The sequence below is a fragment of the Pseudomonas sp. 3B-A001-10F genome, from assembly GCF_056313565.1.
This window is the reverse complement of record NZ_JBQYFW010000005.1, coordinates 15,191-35,416: the sequence shown is the minus strand read 5'-3', so window position 1 is coordinate 35,416 and position 20,226 is coordinate 15,191. Positions and strand designations below refer to the sequence as shown.

Genomic DNA, 20,226 nt, shown 5'->3' with positions numbered 1-20,226 from the left:
CCATCGCACTGCGGTCAAACTGCCAGTAAACTGCGCTCTATTCCTGAACCACTCTATTTCAGAGGTTTTGCATGACACTCAGTCCTTTTGCGGGCAAACCGGCACCGGCAGAATTGTTGGTCGATATCCCGCGACTGGTAACGGCTTACTACACTGGCCAGCCCGACGCCTCGATTTCCACTCAGCGTGTGGCGTTCGGTACGTCCGGGCACCGGGGCAGCTCGTTCGACTTGAGTTTCAACGAGTGGCACGTTCTAGCCATCAGCCAGGCGATCTGTCTGTACCGCGAAGCCCAAGGGATCACCGGGCCGCTGTTTGTCGGCATCGACACCCACGCATTGTCGACTCCGGCCGGCGCCAGCGCGCTGGAAGTCCTGGCCGCCAACGGTGTCACCGTGATGATCGCCGAAGGTGATGAGTACACGCCGACACCCGCCATTTCCCACGCCATTCTGTGCTACAACCGTGGCCGTACTTCGGGTCTGGCTGACGGCATCGTCATCACGCCGTCGCACAACCCGCCACAAAGCGGTGGGTACAAGTACAACCCAACCAACGGCGGGCCGGCCGATACTCACATCACCAAGTGGATCGAAGCCAAAGCCAATGAATTGCTGGCCAACAAGCTGGCTGGTGTGAAGCGCATCAGCTACGAACAGGCGCTCAAGGCCAGCACCACGCATCGTCATGACTACGTGAACACCTACGTCGCCGACCTGATCAACGTGATCGACTTCGACGCCATCCGTGACGCCAAGCTGCGCCTGGGCGTTGATCCGCTGGGTGGAGCAGGGGTGCGCTACTGGTCGGCGATTGCCGAGCATTACCGCCTCGATCTGCAAGTGGTGAACAAGGAAGTCGACGCGACGTTCCGTTTCATGACCGTCGACTGGGATGGCCAGATTCGCATGGACCCGTCGTCCAGCCACGCGATGCAAGGCCTGATCGGTCTCAAAGAACGTTTCGACGTGGCCTTCGCTTGCGACCCGGATCACGACCGCCACGGTATCGTCACGCCGTCCGGTGGACTGCTTGCGCCGAACAACTATCTGGCCGTATCGATCGATTACCTGTTCCAGAACCGCCCGCAGTGGCGTGCGGATGCCGGCGTGGGTAAAACCGTGGTCAGCAGCGGTCTGATCGATCGCGTGGCCAAGCGCTTGGGGCGTCGTCTGTACGAAGTGCCGGTCGGTTTCAAATGGTTCGCCGACGGCCTGTTCGATGGCTCGCTCGGCTTCGGTGGCGAAGAGAGCGCGGGCGCATCGTTCCTGCGCAAGGACGGTGGCGTGTGGAGCACCGACAAGGACGGTCTGATCCCTGCGTTGCTCGCCGCTGAAATGACCGCACGCACCGGTCGCGATCCGAGCCAGGCCTACAAGGCATTGACCGATGAGCTGGGCGAGCCGTTCTCGGTACGTGTCGACGCCAAGGCCAATCCGGAGCAGAAAGCGTTGCTGAGCAAGTTGTCGCCTGCACAGGTCACCTCGACCGAACTCGCTGGCGAGAAGATCCAGAGCATTCTCAGCCATGCACCGGGCAACGATCAGGCGATTGGCGGTCTGAAAGTGATGACGGAAAACGGCTGGTTCGCCGCGCGTCCGTCGGGTACTGAAGACATCTACAAGATCTACGCCGAAAGCTTCATCGGTGACGACCACCTCAAGCAATTGGTCGTCGAAGCGCAGGCGCTGGTGGATGGCGCAATCGCCGGCTGATGATGTTGGCGAGCGCATGAAAAAAGGGGCAACCGTGATGGTTGCCCCTTTTTTTGCCTGCCGTTCAAGCCATCAGGCCAGATCCACCAAGACGATTTCGCTGTCCTCAAGGGCCGTAACGCTCAGCACTCGCTCCAGCGCTACCGCCACGCCGTCTCGAGCTTGCGCGCGCAAGCCGTTGACTTCAATCAGGCCAGTGGCCGGCACCAGATAGGCGCGACGGCCTGCATCCAGATGATATTCGGCAGTTTCGCCCGCCTTGAGGTTGGCTGCGACCAATCGCGCATCAGCGCGAATCCGCAGGCTCTGATCATCGCCGTCCTTGCCGCTGGCCAAGGTGACAAAACCTTCGCGCTGGCCTTTCGGAAACGGTTTGGCCCCCCAGGAGGGCGGTGCGCCGGTTTCCGTTGGCAGGATCCAGATCTGGAAGATCTTGGTGTCCTTGGCTTCCAGGTTGTATTCGCTGTGAGCAATGCCGGTACCCGCGCTCATCACCTGCACGTCGCCAGCTTCGGTGCGGCCCTTGTTGCCCAGGTTGTCCTGGTGAGTGATCGCACCTTCACGGACATACGTGATGATTTCCATGTCGCGATGCGGATGCTGGGGAAAGCCAGTGCCGGCTGCGATCACGTCATCGTTCCACACCCGCAGGTTGCCCCAGCTCATGCGCTGCGGGTCGTAGTACTCGGCGAACGAAAAGTGGTGATGGGCATCCAGCCAGCCGTGATGGGCGCCGCCCAGCGAGCTGAAGGGTCTGAGTTCAAGCATGATCGTCTCCTCAAAAGGTTCGACGCGAGGTGTGAAGGGCGCACCCGACGCGGGACCGGTGGTTTATGACGGCCATCATCTATCAGTCAATAATCGATAAAAAGCGTAAAAAGTGCGGCGTTATAATCGAAATACTCGATAAGAAAATAGTTGTGAAGCATCTCATCCCACCTTCAGTTCATCGCCTAAACCAATGACCTGAAAGCATTTCGCTAGAACTGAGCGGCAAATACAGACACCATAGCCGCAACAGCCTCACACACTGGAGCCCGTCAGCGTGGCGCAACACACCCCCGATCTTCCTCCCGAACTTCGCCCCTTGGCCGAGATGCCATGGTTCAAACGCCTGGCTGCACGCTTCTTCGGCCACGGTTTGACCCGACTGCGCGCGCAGCACCGTGCGTCGTGGTTGCACGGTCAGGCCGATGGTTTCCGCAGTGGCCATATCGCTGGCGTCGAATATGGCTTTAAGGAAGGCAAGCTTGAGGGGCTGGAAGAGGGCCGGCAGGTGCTGCTGATCCGTGACAGCCGCAACACCGAGCATCGCCCGCCCAGCGTCGACAATCATCTGTTCGATGATTGGCGCCTGCCGTTGACGGCCGAGTTGAAAAAACGCATGAAGGCCGATGTTGCCCGTTTGTTGCCTGAGCATGCTCAGCCAAGTACCGCGCAATGGAAGATGATTTTCAGCGAAACCCCGTCAACCTCGGTGGTTGCCGGCGCGGGCGCGGGTAAGTCCACCACGCTGGTCCTGCGTATTCTGTTGCTCAACCACTATCTGGGTTTTGAGCTGGATTCGATGACCGTAGTGACCTTCACCCGCGAGTCGCGCAAGGATTTCATCAACAAACTGATCGAGCTGTTCGCGCTCTGGGGGCAGGCGCTGAACCTGCGCCAGGCACGCGAACTAGTGCGCACCTTCCACTCGCGCATCCTGCCGATGGTGCGCAGCTTGCCGGGTTTCGAGCGCTTGCAGGCCTTTGAAAACCTCAGTCATCGAGTTCAGGGTGCTGAAGAGGAGGTCGACAGTAATCCGTTCGACCTGCGCATCAACGATGCGCAACGTCAGCAACTCAACGCCTGCTATCACCGCTTGTTCAACGAGGACGAGCGTTTTCGACATTTGATTCAGCCACTGTCCCGCGCCGGTTTGCAGCTCAAGGAGCTGGAGCGTGATCACCCGGATGTGCAGAAGCGCGTCGCGGTAACGGAGCTGGCATCGCGGCGCGACGAAGAGCTGTGCGACGCTATCGAAGATCTGTGGTTCCGCGCGGGTGCCTGGCCGATCAAAGGCATTGAGCCGAATCGGCAGAGTTTCGATATCAACGGCGCGAAATTTCATTGTCATGGTTACATTCCGAGCTTGGATGCGTGGGTGGTGCTCGGTTTCGATCCGCGGGAAAACCCGCAGGTCAGTCGGCCAAACGCCAAGCTCAGCGTGCGCGCAGAGTGGGCAGTCAAGCGCACCCTGTTTCAAGCTTTCTGTCGTAAGCCTTTGATTTGGCTTGATAGTTATGAGTCATCAAAACGTGTTCTGGCTACATTGGCAGGCGATGCCAGTGCCGGGCCGGGCTTCGATTACAAGGTCAAGGGTGAGCTGGCTTCCGCGCCATTGCTCGACTGTTTTGTGGCGGCGGCAGGCTTCATCGAGAACCTCGGCCTGGATGTGCCTGACGCGGTCGGTCGCATGAGTTTCGCCAAGGACGACCCGGATCGTTTCTTCTTTGAGGCCTTGAGTCTGTTCTGGCGCGCCTTTGAAGATCATTTGCTCGATCAGAAACCGCCGATCATGACCTACAACCGCATGTTCGCGCTGTTCAGCGAGCATTCACCGGAGAACCTCAAGCTGTTGAGCGACGAGTTACTTAGGCCGTTGTCGCACTTGATGATCGACGAATTTCAGGACGTTTCACCACAGATCGTCTCGTGGATTCGCGCAAGTCTGACGGAAATCCGCAGTCGTGGCCCGGCCATGCACGTCGGGCGGGGCGCGCAGCGTTCGTCGCTGCTGTGCGTCGGTGATGACTGGCAGTCGATTTACGGTTGGCGCGGCAGTTCGCCGAGTTATTTCATGGCGTTCGACAAGGAGTTCCCGTCGCCGAGCACTACGCGGGTAATGCTCAGTGATAACTACCGCAGTCACCAGCACATCATTGATGCCGCTGAACATATCGTTCGCGCGGCACCGGCGATCCCGGGCAAAAAAGCCAAGGCCAGCGGCGCACCCAAGCCGTTGCAACCGGTCAACGTGCTGGAACGCGACGATCAGGCCTTGGGCCAGCGCCTTGCCGAACATTATCGTCAAGGTCATTCGATCTTGATGCTTTATCGAAAAAGCAGCGATAAGTTATTGATTGAAGAGCATATTCAGTCAGTAGTTAATGTGGATTCGAGATTGCCTTACGAAGCGCGACGCCTGAAGCAACTGACCTACCACAGCGCCAAAGGCTTGCAGGCTGACGCGGTGTTTCTGCTCGGCGATTGCCAGCATCTGACCAGTTCGCCCTACAAGAATCAGGTCTATCGCATGGCGGGACTGGGCAAGTCGGGCGACAGCGAGCCCTACGACACGGCGCAAAAAGACGAAATCCTGCGCCTGGCGTATGTCGGCATCACGCGGGCGGTCAGCCATTGCTACTGGTATGTCGAACCGCAGGAAGCGCAAGCGGTGAACATGCCCCGGGCGTCCGACCGGGTGGCCAAGGGCAAGCCGTTCTTCATTGATCACCGCACCGCCAAGCAAACCGCGTGAACACAAAAAAGCCCGCATCGCTGCGGGCTTTTCGTTTTAAATCATAAGCTTACGCGTAACTCCTGAGAGACTCCGGAGGAACGAACGCTTCCAGCTCGTCCTCCACAGCCTCGATGATTCGCTCGACATCCGCTGCATTCATCACCGTCGCGCACGGGATCCCGGCGATAGCGATCATGGTTTCGCCGCTGGCACGATCGAACAGTCGGGCGATCATACTGCCCGGTGCGTCCATCGTTGCCTCGAAACCCATCGGATGGAAATGCCAGCGCATCAACTGGCATGCGTTGGGAAACGTGACTTTGCTTGACCCTTTATTCATATGTTGCCCGCCTTCTTCATCGAGCGCTTCCGTTTGCTCATGTTAGGTGGGAAGAGCCTTCATTGGCTCAACCGGTGACTGACATTAAAAGTAGCATCCGCATGTGAAATTCCTGTGAGATTTTTCAGTTCATTTTGCGATTGCTTCGCATTTTTTGATGTAAGTCACGGCCTACGCAATCATCGCCAAAACGCCATTACGGATTAGTCATTGAAGCCTGTGGCGAACTTGGGCAAGCTCGGGTTTTTTGCGCCGAGCCTTTTATGCACGCCGACGACGACGGCCCTGTACAGACCCAAGCCACGGCTGCAACGGTCATGCGCTATCACCTGAGCTGGAAACACCGCGACCTCGACAGCGTCATGGCGCTGTATCATCCGGACATTCAGTACAACGATTTCTTCCAGAACCGCGTGCTCGGCCTCAACGAGTTACGCGAGTACGTGCGCGTCAGCATGCCGCGAGAATCCGACGAACTGCTTGAGCATTGCGACCGCATTCGCGTCGACGGCAACACCGCATTCATCCAATACGAAGTGACCTTGCGCGGCGGCGACGGTCTGGTGTCGTTTCGCTCCAGCGAGGCGCTCACGGTCAGGGACGGGCTGATCTGGCGCGTCAACGAATACGCTTCGCTGGTGCGCACGCAAACTGCTGGCAAGGCCTCGTCAAGTCAGCGCCCGGCAGTCAGTCGCCTGGGCTTGTCGCCGCGTCAGTTGAGCTTCATGGCCGAAGACCTGCAGCAGTACTTCGAAAAACAGCAACCGTACCTCGATCCCGAACTCGATTTGCAGCGGGTGGCGAAGGAGTGCGGGTACAGCCGCAATCAGATTTCCTATCTGCTCAATCAGGTGCTTGGGCAAAGCTTCTATCGCTACGTCAATCAGGCGCGCCTGCAACATCTGCTGCGCTCGCTCGATAACGCCGCGCCGCCGGTGCGCATCGATGAACTGGCTTTCGCTGCGGGTTTCAATTCGTTATCGGCGTTCTACAGCTGTTTCCGCCAGCACACCGGCCAGTCGCCGAAGGCTTACGCCAAACAAATTTCTTTGCGGGCACGCGCGCAAGACATCCACTGAGCACAGCCACTAGGATCGACGCCATCGAAGAATTTCAGTGGCGGAGTCTTGCATGCCGGCGTGGCGCACTATCAGTTTGTGGATGGACCAACTCGATGAGCCGCTGACCGCGCGGCCCGAGCTTGAGCGAGATCTGGACGTCGACGTGGCGATCATCGGCGCCGGTTACACCGGGCTGTGGACCGCGTACTACCTGAAGAAGCTTGCGCCGGGGCTCGACATCGCGATTGTCGAAGCACAGACCGCCGGTTTCGGCGCTTCCGGTCGCAATGGCGGCTGGTTGATGGGCAACCTGCTCGGCGAAGATCGGTTGTTGGCCGGCCTCTCGCCGGAACAGCGCCGCGCTTCCTTTGATCTGCTGCACAGCATTCCCGATGAAGTGGAAGTCGTCCTCGAACGCGAAGGCATCGATTGCGATTACCGCAAGGGCGGCGTGTTGTACTGCGCGGCGCGTTATCCGGAACAAGAAGCCTCTCTGCGCGAGTACTTGGGCAAACTGCACGCCCAAGGCCTGACCGACGACGATTATCGTTGGCTCAGCCCCGAGCAACTGGCCCAGCAGATCCGCGTCGCCAAGCCTTATGGCGGGATTTACGCGCCGCACGTGGCGACCATCCACCCGGCGAAACTGGTGCGCGGCCTGGCGCGCACCGTGCAGAGCATGGGCGTGAAGATCTACGAAAACAGCCCGGTTACCCATTGGCAGTCGGGCAGTCTACGCACGGCGAAAGCCTCCGTGCGCAGTCGCTGGATTGTGCCAGCCGTCGAAGGTTATTCGGTGACCTTGCCCCCGCTGGGCCGCTATCAGCTACCGGTGCAAAGCCTGATTGTCGCCACCGAGCCATTGTCTGCCGCGACTTGGGACGAAATTGGCCTCAACCGTGGTCAGGCGTTCAGCGAATTCAGTCGTCAGGTCACTTACGGCCAGCGCAGCGCCGACAATCGGCTGATCTTCGGCGCCCGTGGCGGTTACCAGTTCGCTGGCAAGCTGCGCCATAACTTTGATCTGACTCGTGATGAAGTCGAGTTGCGCCGTTATCTGTTCGGCGAACTGTTCCCGCAACTGAAAAACGTGCAGATCACCCACGCCTGGGGCGGCAACCTCGGGATGTCCCGGCACTTCAAACCGCACATGCTTTGCGATCGTGCCAACGGCATCGCGTTGTCCGGCGGATATGGCGGGGAGGGCGTCGGCGCTAGCAATCTCGGCGGGCGCACCCTGGCGGACTTGATTCTTGAGCGCGACACCGAACTGACTCAGCAACCGTGGGTGCTTCCGGATGGTGGCATTCATGCGCTGCGCGCGTGGGAGCCGGAGCCATGCCGCTGGTTGGGCTACAACGCGATCATCAAAAGTTTCGTCCACGAAGACCAGACCCTGGCCAACCCGGCGACCGCGCCATGGCGGCGCAAGCTCGCCAGCCAGGTGGCGGGTTTCATGGAAGGCTTCATGCATTGAACGTCGATTTACTTTAAGAAAGCCCAAAAGACAGGTCAGACCATGAGCATTACCCAGTTTAAAAACACCGCAACCCTGCAACTGGATGAGTCCAACCCGGTGGCCGTGCCCCTCGGCGAACCGGTGGCGATTGCTTCGACCACCAGCGTCGAGCGCGATGACGGCGTCGAAACCGGCGTCTGGGAATGCACGCCCGGGCGCTGGCGTCGGCAGATCACCGCGCAGGAGTTCTGCCATTTCATTTCCGGGCGCTGCACGTTCACCCCCGACGGTGGCGGCGAAACCCTGCACATACAAGGTGGCGACGCACTGATGTTGCCGGCCAACACGCTCGGTGTCTGGGATATCCAGGAAACCGTGCGCAAGAGCTACGTGCTGATTTTCTGATTGTTTGATCCTTTGATTGCCTGCCAACAAAAAAGAAAACCCACACAGGAATCGATCCATGATCCGCAAGACCCTCGCTCTGGCACCGCTGATGCTCGCCGTTTCCCTTGCTCAGGCAGCGGAAACGGTCAAGGTTTACAACTGGTCCGACTACATCGCGCCGGACACCACCAAGAACTTCGAAAAAGAGACGGGTGTGGGGGTCACCTATGACGTCTACGACAGCAACGAAACCCTCGACGGCAAGTTGATGACCGGTAAATCCGGGTACGACGTGGTGTTTCCGTCCAACCACTTCATGGCCCGGCAGATTCAGGGCGGGGCGCTGAAGAAACTCGACAAGAGCCAGCTGCCGAACTGGAAGAACCTCAATCCGGTGCTGCTCAAAGCGCTACAGACCAATGACCCGAACAACGAACACGGCTTCCCTTATCTGTGGGGCAGCACCGGCATCGGCTACAACATCGCCAAGGTCAAAGCGGTGCTGGGCGACAACGCACCCGTGGACTCCTGGGACCTGATCTTCAAGCCCGAGTACATGGAAAAACTGCAGAAGTGCGGTGTGGCGATCCTCGACAACGGCCCGGAATTACTGCCGGCGGCGCTCAACTACCTGGGTCTGCCACACCACAGCAAAAATCCCGAGGACTATAAAAAAGCCGAAGCGCTACTGATGAAAGTCCGGCCTTACGTCAGCTATTTCCACTCCTCGAAATACACCAGCGACCTGGCCAACGGCGACATCTGCGTGGCGGTCGGTTTCTCCGGCGACATCCTGCAGGCCGAGAACCGCGCCAAGGAAGCCAAGAATGGTGTCGACATCGGCTACAACATTCCCAAGGAAGGCGCAGCCATCTGGTTCGACATGGTCGCCATGCCGGCCGATGCGCCGGACGAGAAGGCCGGTTACGCCTTCATGAACTACCTGCTGCGCCCGGACGTAATGGCCGGCATCAGCAACTATGTGCACTACGCCAATGGCAATGAGCAGGCGGACAGCCTGATCGACCCGGCGATCAAGAACGACACCAAGGTTTACCCGAGCCCGGAGATGATGGGCAAACTGTTTGCGCTGGAGGCGATGCCGTTGAACATTGACCGGATCCGCACGCGGGTGTGGAACAAGATCCGCACGGGTAGCTGACCCGCTTTTCCCCTGTAGGAGCTGCCGCAGGCTGCGATCTTTTGATCTTGCTTTTGAAAGGCAAAGTCAAAAGATCGCAGCCTCGTTTCACTCGTCAGCTCCTACAGTTTGGGCGAGCAATCTGGTTGATATCAATACAATGTCATTGCACTAATAAAGTGCAGGAAAGTGAGACGCGCCTAACAAAAAACAACTTACCCATATTTAATATTTAAATAGAAAATCGTCAGACAATTAGGCAAAAGCTCCGCAACTAAAACATTCTTTCGACCTCGCACGCTTTGTTTACGGCAGTTTCCGGAAACAGCTCGACTTGATCTCAAAAAAATCCTTTACGGCAGATTTCAAATTGTGTCAGGTTTCTTACGCCTTCATTGGGCGAGTGATAGGACGATCTCGCCAGAGAGAGTCCTATCGGACAAAAACTGTTCCATTGCTAAACAAGGAAGTGTGTTTATGTCGAAAGTTAAAACGAATGCTATTGATACCGCCGAACAGGCTTTCCAGCTGTCAGCCTTCAGCTCGGCGTACAACCAGATCAATAGCTTCAGCCATCAATACGATCGTGGCGGCAACCTCACGGTCAATGGCAAACCCTCCTTTTCCGTCGACCAGGCCGCAACCCAGTTGCTGCGCGACGGCGCTGCCTACCAGGACAAGGATGGCAGCGGCAAGATCGAACTCACCTATACGTTCCTGACCTCGGCATCGTCCAGCACGATGAACAAGCACGGGATCACTGGGTTCAGTCAGTTCAGTGCACAACAACAAGCCCAAGCCAAGCTCGCCATGCAATCGTGGGCTGACGTGGCCAACGTGACCTTCACCGAGAAAGCCTCTGGTGGTGACGGCCACATGACCTTCGGTAACTACAGCGGTGGCCAGGATGGCGCTGCAGCGTTCGCCTATCTGCCAGGCACCGGCGCCGGTTATGACGGCACCTCGTGGTACCTGATCAACAGTGGCTACACGCAGAACAAGAATCCGGATCTGAACAACTACGGTCGTCAGACCCTGACTCACGAAATCGGCCACAGTCTGGGCCTCGCTCACCCTGGTGACTACAACGCCGGGAATGGCAATCCGACCTACAACGACGCGTCCTACGGCCAAGACACTCGCGGCTATAGCGTCATGAGCTACTGGAGCGAAAGCAACACCAGTCAGAACTTCAGCAAGGGCGGTGTCGAAGCGTATTCGTCCGGCCCGCTGATGGACGATATCGCTGCCATCCAGAAGCTCTACGGTGCCAACACCACCACCCGTACCGGTGACACCACCTACGGCTTCAACTCCAACACTGGCCGTGATTTCCTCAGCGCTTCGTCGTCGAGTGACAAAGTGGTGTTCTCGGTGTGGGACGCGGGCGGCAAGGATACTCTGGACTTCTCGGGCTTCACCCAGAACCAGAAGATCAACCTCAAAGACGCCTCGTTCTCCGACGTTGGCGGCATGGTGGGTAACGTATCCATCGCCAAAGGCGCGATCATCGAGAACGCTATCGGTGGTTCCGGCAACGATCTGTTGATCGGCAACAGCGTGGCCAACGAACTCAAGGGCGGTGCCGGCAACGACATCCTTTGGGGTGGCGGTGGTGCTGACAAGCTGTGGGGCGGTGCCGGTTCGGACACGTTTGTGTTCGCTGCCAGCTCTGACTCCAAGCCAGGTGCAATCGATCAGATCCTCGATTTCGTCAGCGGTCTGGACAAAATCGATCTGACCGGTATCACCAACGGTGCCGGCCTGCATTTCGTCAGCAGCTTCACCGGTTCTGCCGGCGACGCCATCCTGACTTCGTCGGGCGGCAATAGCCTGCTGTCGGTGGACTTCTCCGGGCACGGCGTGGCGGACTTCCAGGTCAGCACCGTTGGCCAGGCAGCGACCAGCGACATCGTGGCGTGATGTAGAAGTGGAAAGCGGCGTGTGATACGTCGCTTTCTCCACTTGCATCGTGTTGCTCGGTAAGCAAGGCTACACGCCGGAGCGAATATTCCTATGATCTATAAAGCTTTTACCTACAAGGCAATGGCGTGGCTCTCGGCGGCGCTCATCATGATTTCAGGAGAAACCGGTATGGCAAGCAGCCTCAGACTTGAAGAGCCCTCGGTGTTTGCGGGGCAGTGGCAAGCGACATTGTCAGAGCGTTCTGATGATGCAAAAGCGCAAAAGCACCAGGACAAGCCTTCGAACACGTGCATCGTCGAATTGCAGGCAAACAAAACCTTGAGCAAAGGTGCTGACTGCCTCGGAGCATGGCTTGAAGCAACCCCGATCGGCTGGTTTCCCGATCCGGACGGCCTGTCGATCACCGGCGAGGAAGGTTCAAGAATCCAGTTTTTCAGTCGACAACGTGACGGGTTTTATCAGACTACTTTGAAGTCTGGCTTGATGATTACCCTTGAGCGCGTGGCGCAATAACCTTGATTATCCAGAACGCGACAAAGTTTTAATATAAAGCGCCACGCTATGGTTATAAGCAGCGCGGACTGACAACTGCACCGCAATTAATTACGCAAGTTGTTATGAAAGTGTAAGCGGGTACTTGCAAGTCATCTTTCGCAGGTAAGCGGAACATTAATTGAAGCCTCGCCCAAGTGTGGCGGGTCCAATCATTTCAGGAAGAATCGATGAAGATGGCGAAGGCCCCAGCCACCGCTCCCTTATTCAAGGCATTGGGTGACTATAAAAGTATTCTGATCAGCGTCGGCTGCTTTACCGCACTGATTAACGTGCTGATGCTGGTGCCCTCCATCTATATGCTCCAGGTCTATGACCGGGTGCTGTCGTCGCAGAACGAAACGACCCTGGCAATGCTGTCGTTGATGGTCGTCGGCTTCTTTGCCTTCATCGGCATGCTGGAAGTGATCCGCAGCTTTATCGTCATCCGCATCGGCAGTCAGTTGGAGCGCCGCTTCAACCTGCGGGTTTACCAGGCGGCATTCGAACGCAACCTGTTCAAGGGCGAGGGCAACGCCGGGCAGTCGCTGGGCGATCTGACGCACATTCGCCAATTCGTCACCGGGCCGGCGCTCTTCGCGTTTTTCGATGCGCCGTGGTTCCCGGTCTACCTGTTTGTGATTTACCTGTTCAACGTCTGGCTCGGCGTCCTCGCAACAGCGGGCGCACTGTTGCTGATCGGGCTGGCCTGCCTCAACGAATACATGACCAAAAAGCCGCTGGGCGAAGCCGCCGGTTACTCGCAGAAGTCCAGCCAGTTAGCCACCAGCCATTTGCACAACGCCGAAACCATTCAGGCGATGGGCATGCTCGGCTCACTGCGCAAGCGCTGGTTCCAGGTGCATTCGCGTTTCCTCGGCCTGCAAAACCAGGCCAGTGACACCGGTGCGGTGATCAGCTCGTTGAGCAAAACCCTGCGCCTGTGCCTGCAGTCATTGGTCTTGGGCTTGGGTGCTTTGTTGGTGATCAAAGGCGACATGACCGCCGGGATGATGATCGCCGGTTCGATCCTGATGGGCCGCGTGCTCAGCCCGATCGACCAATTGATCGCGGTGTGGAAGCAATGGAGCGGGGCGAAGCTGGCTTACCGCCGTCTCGATGCCTTGCTGCAAGCGTTCCCGCCCAGCGACGACGCCATGGCGCTGCCGCCGCCGAAAGGCCAGATCACTTTCGAACAGGTCAGCGCCGGCCCACCGGGACAACGTGCGGCGACTTTGCAGATGGTCAATTTCAACTTGGGCGCCGGTGAAGTGCTGGGTGTGCTGGGTGCTTCCGGTTCCGGCAAGTCGACGCTGGCCCGTGTGCTGGTCGGGGTCTGGCCTACCCTCGGCGGCACCGTGCGTCTCGATGGCGCGGATATCCATCGCTGGAACCGCGACCAACTCGGTCCCTATATCGGTTATCTGCCGCAAGACATCGAGCTGTTCAGCGGCAGCATCGCCGAGAACATTGCGCGTTTCAGCGAGGCCGATCCGCAGAAAGTCGTCGCCGCTGCGCAACAGGCCGGCGTCCACGAAATGATCCTGCGCCTGCCGCAAGGCTACGACACGCAACTGGGCGAGGACGGCAGTGGTTTGTCCGGCGGCCAGAAGCAGCGTGTGGCACTGGCGCGTTCAATGTACGGCACGCCGAGTCTAGTGGTGCTGGATGAGCCGAATTCCAACCTCGACACCGTCGGTGAAGCGGCACTGGCCAGCGCCATCGCCGCGCTCAAAGCCCAAGGCACTACGGTGGTGCTGGTCACGCACCGTTCTTCGGTGTTGGCCCAGGCCGACAAACTGCTGGTGCTCAATGACGGGCGTTTGCAAGCCTTCGGCCCGAGTCAGGACGTGCTCAAGGCACTTTCCGGCCAGCAAGAACAACAACGGGAAAAAGCTGCACCGGCACCGGGCGGGCTCAGCATGAGCCGACAGTATCAGCCCTCGACAAGGAATTCGGGTGTATGAGCAGCGCAAGCACGAACACTGAAAACGAAGCGAGCATGGAGCACGCCTACATCACCGAACGCCCGGAGCGCGATGCGAAGTTTTTCGCGCGCATGGGCTGGGTTCTGGCGATCGTTGGCGCCGGCAGTTTCTTCACCTGGGCGGCCCTGGCGCCGCTGGATCAAGGTATTCCGGTGCAAGGCACGGTCGTTGTGTCGGGCAAGCGCAAAGCCGTGCAGTCGATGAGCAGCGGCGTGGTCAGCCGGATCCTGGTGCGCGAAGGCGAAATCGTCAAGCAGGGCCAGCCGCTGTTCCGCCTCGACCAGACGCAAGTCGCCGCTGACGTGCAGTCGTTGCAGGCGCAATACCGCATGGCCTGGGCCAGCCTTGCGCGCTGGCAGGCCGAGCGCGACAACCTCAAGCAAGTGACCTTTCCCGCCGAGCTGAGCAATGACCCGGATCCGCGCCTGGCGCTGGTGCTGGAAGGTCAGCGGCAACTGTTCAGCAGCCGTCGCGAGGCTTACTACCGCGAGCAGGCCGGACTGCGTGCGAGCATCGAAGGCGCCACCGCACAACTGGCCGGCATGCGCCGCGCCCGTACCGATCTCAATGCCCAGGCCGACTCGCTGCAACAGCAGTTGAGCAACTTGCAACCGCTGGCCGACAACGGCTACATCCCGCGTAACCGCTTGATGGAGTACCAGAGGCAACTGTCGCAAGTGCAGCAGCAACTGGCGGAAAACACCGGCGAAAGCGGCCGGGTCGAGCAGGGCATCCTCGAGTCGCGGCTGAAACTGCAACAGCACGCCGAGGAGTATCAGAAGGAGGTCCGTACGCAACTGGCCGACGCGCAGCTGAAAAGCGTGACTCTGTCGGAGCAACTGACTTCCGCCGGTTTCGATCTGCAACACAGCGAAATCATCGCCACTGCCGATGGCGTGGCGGTCAATCTCGGCGTGCACACTGAGGGCGCGGTGGTGCGTCAGGGCGAAACATTGCTGGAGATCGTCCCGCAAGGCACGACGCTGGAAGTGGAAGGGCACTTGCCGATCAACCTGATCGACAAGGTTGGCGCGCATTTGCCGGTGGACATCCTGTTTACCGCGTTCAACCAGAGCAAAACCCCGCGTGTACCGGGCGAAGTCAGCCTGATTTCCGCCGACCAGATGGTCGATGAGAAAACCGGCGTGCCGTACTACGTGTTGCGCAGCAGTGTCAGCGACCAGGCCATGGAAAAACTCAACGGTCTGGTGATCAAGCCCGGCATGCCGGCAGAAATGTTCGTGCGTACGGGCGAGCGTTCACTGCTCAACTATCTGTTCAAACCGCTGCTTGACCGGGCCGGCTCTGCGCTGACCGAAGAATAAGGATGTTCGGCTGTATGAATAAGCTTTCCACGCTCGCAGCAGCATTCTTGCTGCTCGCGAGTCACTCGGCAGTGGCGGCCATGGGGCCGTTCGAGATCTACGAACAGGCGTTGCGCAATGACCCGGTGTTCCTCGGCGCAATAAAGGAACGCGATGCCGGCCTGGAAAACCGCGCCATAGGCCGCGCCGGCCTGTTGCCGCGCATCGGTTACACCTACAACAAGGGGCGCAACTCGTCGAAAGCGACGTCTCTCGATGAGCGCGCGCGTAACCGTACCGACGATCGTAACTACAGCAGTTACGGCTCGGCGCTGACCCTGCAACAACCGTTGCTCGACTACGAGGCTTATGCCGCGTATCGCAAAGGTGTCGCGCAATCGTTGTTTGCCGACGAGAACTTTCGCGGTAAGAGCCAGGAGTTGCTGGTTCGCGTACTGGACAACTACACCAAGGCACTGTTCGCGCAGGACCAGATCGATATCGCTCAGGCGAAGAAGAAGGCGTACGAGCAGCAGTTCCAGCAGAACGAACACATGTTCAAGCAGGGCGAGGGCACGCGTACCGATATTCTTGAGGCCGAGTCGCGCTATGAACTGGCGACCGCCGAGGAGATCGAGGCGCGCAACGAACAGGACGCCGCACTACGGGAACTCGGTGCACTGGTCGGCACGCCGGCGGTGGACATCGGGGATCTGGCGCCGCTCGATCAGAACTTCCAGACTTTCGCGCTGATGCCTGCCAATTACGACACCTGGCATGAAATGGCGGTGAGCAATAACCCGAATCTGGCCTCGCAACGTCAGGCCGTGGAAGTCGCGCGGTATGAAGTGGAGCGCAATCGTGCCGGGCATTTGCCGAAAGTCAGCGCCTATGCCTCGATGCGCCAGAACGAATCGGAAAGTGGCAACACCTACAACCAGCGCTATGAAACCAACACCATCGGTTTTGAAGTCAGTGTGCCGCTGTATGCCGGTGGCGGGGTGTCGGCGTCGACGCGTCAGGCCAGCCGCACTATGGAGCAGGCGCAGTACGAGCTTGATGGCAAGACGCGTGAGACGTTGATTGAACTGCGTCGTCAGTTCAGCGCTTGTTTGTCCGGGGTGAGCAAATTGCGCGCTTATCAGAAAGCGCTGAGCTCGGCGGAAGCGCTGGTGGTGTCCACCAAGCAAAGCATCCTCGGTGGTGAGCGGACCAACCTCGACGCGTTGAACGCCGAGCAGCAGTTGTTCACCACGCGCCGCGATCTGGCGCAGGCGCGGTACGACTATTTGATGGCCTGGACCAAGTTGCATTACTACGCCGGGACCTTGAACGAGCAGGATCTGGCGCGGGTGGATGAGGCATTTGTGGTCGCTCAACAGCCCTCACCCTAACCCTCTCCCAGGGGGAGAGGGGACCGTTCCGGGGATATTGCAGAAGTACACCGACCTGAACGAGCGGCACCGAATCCAACATCGAGCCGGTTTTTCAGGTCGATGCGAGACCAGCTGAATCCACAATCGACGCGGTTTTTCACGTCGATGCATGACGCAAGACATCTCGGTCAGCTCCCTCTCCTGAGGGAGAGGGCTGGGGTGAGGGGATGAGCGACCCGGTCTTTCAGGTCGATGCATGACGCAAGACACCGCGGTCAGCTCCCTCTCCTGAGGGAGAGGGCTGGGGTGAGGGGATGAGCGACGCGGTTTTTCAGCTCGATGAATGCCGTAAGACACCTCGGTCAGCTCCCTCTCCTGGGGGAGAGGGCTGGGGTGAGGGGAACAGGCGACACCGCAAAAGAACCTGCATAAAACAATAAAAGTGAGTGGTGAACATGGACGTACGCATCAAGCCAATTTCGGTCGGTACCCTGCTGCTTGTGATTTCCGCAACCCAGGCTCAGGCCCAGTACCTTGAAACCGGCCAACCCGGCGATCCCGGCAGTTGGCGCAGCGCCGAATTCCTCCGCGACTGGGGCCTGAGCCGGATGCAGGCCGAGCAAGCCTACGCCGCCGGCATCACCGGTAAAGGCGTGAAAATCGGCGCCCTCGACTCCGGTTTCGATGCCGCCCACCCGGAATTCGCCAGCGACCGCTATCACCCGGTACTGGCCAGCGGCAGCTACATTGACGGTTCACTGTTCAACGTCAATGGCACCCTCAACCCCAACAACGACTCCCACGGCACGCATGTCGTCGGCACCATGGGCGCCTCACGCGACGGTACCGGCATGCACGGCGTGGCGTACAACGCACAAATCTACGTCGGCAACACCAACAAAAACGACAGTTTTCTCTTCGGCCCCAACCCCGATCCGCGCTATTTCAAAGCGGTATACGACGCCCTCGCCGATGCCGGCGTGCGCGCGATCAACAACAGTTGGGGCAGCCAGCCGCCGGATGTCAGCTACCGGACACTGGCCGATCTGCACGCCGCGTACGCTCAGCACTGGAATAAAGGCACCTGGCTCGATGCGGCAGCGGATGTTTCCCGGCGCGGCGTGATCAACGTATTCAGCGCCGGCAACAGCGGCTATCCGAACGCCAGCGTGCGTTCGGCGCTGCCGTATTTTCAGCCGGATCTGGAGGGCCACTGGCTGGCCGTGTCGGGCCTCGATCAAAGCAATCAGCAAAAGTACAACCAGTGCGGCCTCGCCAAATACTGGTGTATCACCACGCCGGGGGCGAAGATCGACAGCACCATTCCCGGGGGTGATTACGCGATCAAGTCCGGCACCTCAATGTCGGCGCCGCATGCGACCGGGGCACTGGCGCTGGTGATGGAACGCTACCCGTACATGACCAATCAGCAGGCGCTCGAAGTGCTGCTGACTACCGCAACGCAACTGGATGGCTCGGTCACCGCTGCGCCGACCGAGCGGGTCGGCTGGGGCGTGGCCAACCTGAACCGGGCGATGCGCGGGCCAGGGCAATTGCTCGGTGCGTTTGATGCCAACTTGGGGGCAGGGCAGCGCGATGTCTGGAGCAATGACATCTCCGACAAGGCGCTTAGCCAGCGGCAGGCTGAAGACCTCGCCGAGCACAGCGCCTGGCAGCAAACCCTGCAAGACAAGGGCTGGCAGAACGGCGTTGCGGCGGGCGCCAGTCAACAGGATCAGACCGATTACGCGGTCGGCACTGCCCGTGGTGCGGCAGCGGCGAGCAGGATTTATCAAGGCAGCCTGATCAAATCCGGCGGCGGGCAGTTGATCCTCACCGGCGACAACACCTATCGCGGTGCAACCACGGTCAATGGTGGCTTGCTCACGGTCAACGGCTCGCTGACTTCTGCCGTGACGGTGAACGATAGCGGCAGCCTCGGCGGCTCCGGACGGATTGGCGCGTTGACCGCCAACAGCGGCGCTCGCGTGGCGCCGGGCAACTCCATCGGCACCTTGAACGTGGCCGGCGATGTGACGTTCGCGCCGGGCTCGACTTACGCTGTTGAACTGTCGCCGACCAGCAGCGACCGCATCGTTGCCGGCGGCACCGCCAACATCAGCGGCGCCACGGTCAGCCTGTCGCTGGAAAACAGCCCGACGCTGCTCAGCACCACCGAGGCGCAAAGCCTGCTCGGTCGCCAGTACGACATCCTGCAAGCGGCCGGCGGCATTCAGGGCCAGTTCGGTGCCGTGCTGCCGAATTACCTGTTTATCGGCGGCAGCCTCGACTACGCCGCCAATGGCATTCAGCTCGACATCGAACGTAACGCGACCAGCTTCGCCAGCGTCGGGCAAACGCCGAATCAGCGCTCGGTGGCCGCTGCCGTCGAAGGTTTGGGCGCGGGCAACTCGGTGTACGAAAGCCTGTTGCGCTCACCTGATGCGACTTCTGCGCAACAGGCGTTCCAGCAGTTGAGCGGCGAGATCTACCCGGCGTTGAGTTCAATGCTGATCAACGACAGCCGCCAGTTGCGCGACGCGGTGGGCGAGCGTCTGCACGACAGCAATGCGGCGCAAAGCAATGGCTGGGTCAAGGCGCTCGGCGCTTGGGGCACGACCGATTCGCGCCACGACACGGCGGGCTACAACACTTCGATTGGCGGGCTGCTGGCCGGTGTCGATGGCGCGCTGGACGAGCAAACGCGCATCGGTCTGGTCAGCGGTTACAGCGACAGTTCGCTGAGCATGGGTTCGGGCACGCATTCCTCGACCAAGGTCGACAGCTATCACCTCGGCGCGTACGCCGGCCGTGAACTCGGCGCCTGGCGCTTGAGCACGGGCGCAGCCTACAGCTGGCATCGCGCCGATGTGAAACGCGACCTGCAATACGGCAACGTCAGTGCCAAACAAAAAGCCAAGGTCGATGCGGCGACCACACAAGTGTTCGGCGAGGCGGCTTATCGCTTGCACCTGCAACCACTGGCGCTGGAGCCATTCGCCAACCTGGCTTACGTGCATCTGAACACTGAAGGTTTGACCGAGAAGGGCGACGCTGCGGCGTTGAAAAGCTCCGGCGATCAACGTGACGCGGTGCTGAGCACCCTCGGCGTGCGGGCGATCAAGACGTTCAATCTTTCGCCCGCGCAATCACTCGACGTGAGTGGCCATCTTGGCTGGCAGCACAGCCTCAGCGACATCGATTCCGAGCAGCATCTGCGCTTTGCCAGCGGTGGCACGCCGTACGCGGTGGAAAGCTCTGCGCTGGTGCGTGACGCGGCGTTGGTCGGCGTGCAGGCCAGCCTGGCGCTGAGCCGCGATGTACGGGTGAACCTTGATTACAACGGACAACTGGCCAGTCGCGAAAAGCTGCATGGCGTTGGCTTGAGCCTGAACTGGCAGTTCTAACCCACGCTGATCGTTCCCACGCTCTGCGTGGGAATGCAGCCCGTGCCGCTCCGCGTCACTGGACGCAGAGCGTCCCTAGAGGCATTCCC

General features: G+C 59.5%; 14 protein-coding genes. 12 read left to right on the top strand and 2 right to left on the bottom strand.

What is annotated here, in order from left to right; all coding sequences use genetic code 11:
• Positions 1–71: 71 nt before the first annotated feature.
• On the top strand, positions 72–1,715 hold the full coding sequence (pgm, locus tag AC0ZWN_RS06995; protein WP_095126062.1) for a phosphoglucomutase (alpha-D-glucose-1,6-bisphosphate-dependent): 1,644 nt from the start codon (positions 72–74) through the stop codon (positions 1,713–1,715).
• Positions 1,716–1,787: 72 nt separating this feature from the next.
• Here the strand turns inward: pgm and AC0ZWN_RS06990 are convergent, their stop codons facing one another.
• On the bottom strand, positions 1,788–2,483 hold the full coding sequence (locus AC0ZWN_RS06990; RefSeq protein WP_476334524.1) for a pirin family protein: 696 nt from the start codon (positions 2,481–2,483) through the stop codon (positions 1,788–1,790).
• 277 nt (positions 2,484–2,760) lie between these two features.
• On the opposite strand from AC0ZWN_RS06990, the gene AC0ZWN_RS06985 reads away from it, so the two are divergent.
• Complete coding sequence (locus AC0ZWN_RS06985) at positions 2,761–5,235, top strand: UvrD-helicase domain-containing protein (protein ID WP_476334523.1); 2,475 nt, start codon at positions 2,761–2,763, stop codon at positions 5,233–5,235.
• 49 nt (positions 5,236–5,284) lie between these two features.
• Here AC0ZWN_RS06985 and AC0ZWN_RS06980 read toward each other — a convergent pair whose 3' ends face one another.
• Positions 5,285–5,557, bottom strand: a complete 273-nt coding sequence (locus AC0ZWN_RS06980; protein WP_038367758.1) for a DUF1652 domain-containing protein — start codon at positions 5,555–5,557, stop codon at positions 5,285–5,287.
• 263 nt (positions 5,558–5,820) lie between these two features.
• Here AC0ZWN_RS06980 and AC0ZWN_RS06975 point away from each other — a divergent pair, with 263 nt between their 5' ends.
• From AC0ZWN_RS06975 to eprS, 10 genes are all read left to right on the top strand, one after another.
• Positions 5,821–6,636, top strand: a complete 816-nt coding sequence (locus AC0ZWN_RS06975) for a helix-turn-helix domain-containing protein (protein WP_476334521.1) — start codon at positions 5,821–5,823, stop codon at positions 6,634–6,636.
• A gap of 52 nt (positions 6,637–6,688) precedes the next feature.
• The gene (locus AC0ZWN_RS06970; protein WP_476334520.1) at positions 6,689–8,095 is read left to right on the top strand and encodes an NAD(P)/FAD-dependent oxidoreductase; all 1,407 of its coding nucleotides are present in this window, start codon (positions 6,689–6,691) and stop codon (positions 8,093–8,095) included.
• A 42-nt stretch (positions 8,096–8,137) separates the two neighbouring features.
• Complete coding sequence (locus AC0ZWN_RS06965; RefSeq protein WP_034154173.1) at positions 8,138–8,482, top strand: cupin domain-containing protein; 345 nt, start codon at positions 8,138–8,140, stop codon at positions 8,480–8,482.
• A gap of 58 nt (positions 8,483–8,540) precedes the next feature.
• The gene (locus AC0ZWN_RS06960) at positions 8,541–9,626 is read left to right on the top strand and encodes a polyamine ABC transporter substrate-binding protein (protein ID WP_160058009.1); all 1,086 of its coding nucleotides are present in this window, start codon (positions 8,541–8,543) and stop codon (positions 9,624–9,626) included.
• A 456-nt stretch (positions 9,627–10,082) separates the two neighbouring features.
• Positions 10,083–11,528 (top strand): serralysin family metalloprotease, encoded by a 1,446-nt coding sequence (locus AC0ZWN_RS06955; protein ID WP_095049082.1) that lies wholly within the window; start codon positions 10,083–10,085, stop codon positions 11,526–11,528.
• 93 nt (positions 11,529–11,621) lie between these two features.
• A complete protein-coding gene (locus AC0ZWN_RS06950; protein WP_476334519.1) occupies positions 11,622–12,044 on the top strand; it encodes an AprI/Inh family metalloprotease inhibitor in 423 nt (140 codons plus the stop codon).
• A gap of 209 nt (positions 12,045–12,253) precedes the next feature.
• A complete protein-coding gene (locus AC0ZWN_RS06945) occupies positions 12,254–14,029 on the top strand; it encodes a type I secretion system permease/ATPase (protein ID WP_476334518.1) in 1,776 nt (591 codons plus the stop codon).
• On the top strand, positions 14,026–15,375 hold the full coding sequence (locus tag AC0ZWN_RS06940; protein ID WP_476334517.1) for an HlyD family type I secretion periplasmic adaptor subunit: 1,350 nt from the start codon (positions 14,026–14,028) through the stop codon (positions 15,373–15,375). Before AC0ZWN_RS06945 ends, AC0ZWN_RS06940 begins: the two co-directional genes overlap by 4 nt.
• 2 nt (positions 15,376–15,377) lie before the next feature.
• Positions 15,378–16,748, top strand: a complete 1,371-nt coding sequence (locus tag AC0ZWN_RS06935) for a TolC family outer membrane protein (RefSeq protein ID WP_476334516.1) — start codon at positions 15,378–15,380, stop codon at positions 16,746–16,748.
• 437 nt (positions 16,749–17,185) lie between these two features.
• Entirely contained in the window at positions 17,186–20,137 is a 2,952-nt protein-coding gene (gene eprS / locus AC0ZWN_RS06930) for an autotransporter serine peptidase EprS (RefSeq protein WP_476334515.1), read from the top strand.
• Positions 20,138–20,226: the final 89 nt, after the last annotated feature.

Bases quoted from the DNA above. Each gene is read 5' to 3' on its own strand.
- AC0ZWN_RS06950 (WP_476334519.1), top strand. From the start codon at position 11,622: ATGATCTATAAAGCTTTTACCTACAAGGCAATGGCGTGGCTCTCGGCG.
- AC0ZWN_RS06990 (WP_476334524.1), bottom strand. From the start codon at position 2,483: ATGCTTGAACTCAGACCCTTCAGCTCGCTGGGCGGCGCCCATCACGGC.
- AC0ZWN_RS06940 (WP_476334517.1), top strand. From the start codon at position 14,026: ATGAGCAGCGCAAGCACGAACACTGAAAACGAAGCGAGCATGGAGCAC.
- AC0ZWN_RS06980 (WP_038367758.1), bottom strand. From the start codon at position 5,557: ATGAATAAAGGGTCAAGCAAAGTCACGTTTCCCAACGCATGCCAGTTG.
- AC0ZWN_RS06960 (WP_160058009.1), top strand. From the start codon at position 8,541: ATGATCCGCAAGACCCTCGCTCTGGCACCGCTGATGCTCGCCGTTTCC.
- pgm (WP_095126062.1), top strand. From the start codon at position 72: ATGACACTCAGTCCTTTTGCGGGCAAACCGGCACCGGCAGAATTGTTG.
- AC0ZWN_RS06970 (WP_476334520.1), top strand. From the start codon at position 6,689: ATGCCGGCGTGGCGCACTATCAGTTTGTGGATGGACCAACTCGATGAG.
- eprS (WP_476334515.1), top strand. From the start codon at position 17,186: ATGGACGTACGCATCAAGCCAATTTCGGTCGGTACCCTGCTGCTTGTG.
- AC0ZWN_RS06975 (WP_476334521.1), top strand. From the start codon at position 5,821: ATGCACGCCGACGACGACGGCCCTGTACAGACCCAAGCCACGGCTGCA.
- AC0ZWN_RS06935 (WP_476334516.1), top strand. From the start codon at position 15,378: ATGTTCGGCTGTATGAATAAGCTTTCCACGCTCGCAGCAGCATTCTTG.
- AC0ZWN_RS06945 (WP_476334518.1), top strand. From the start codon at position 12,254: ATGAAGATGGCGAAGGCCCCAGCCACCGCTCCCTTATTCAAGGCATTG.
- AC0ZWN_RS06965 (WP_034154173.1), top strand. From the start codon at position 8,138: ATGAGCATTACCCAGTTTAAAAACACCGCAACCCTGCAACTGGATGAG.
- AC0ZWN_RS06955 (WP_095049082.1), top strand. From the start codon at position 10,083: ATGTCGAAAGTTAAAACGAATGCTATTGATACCGCCGAACAGGCTTTC.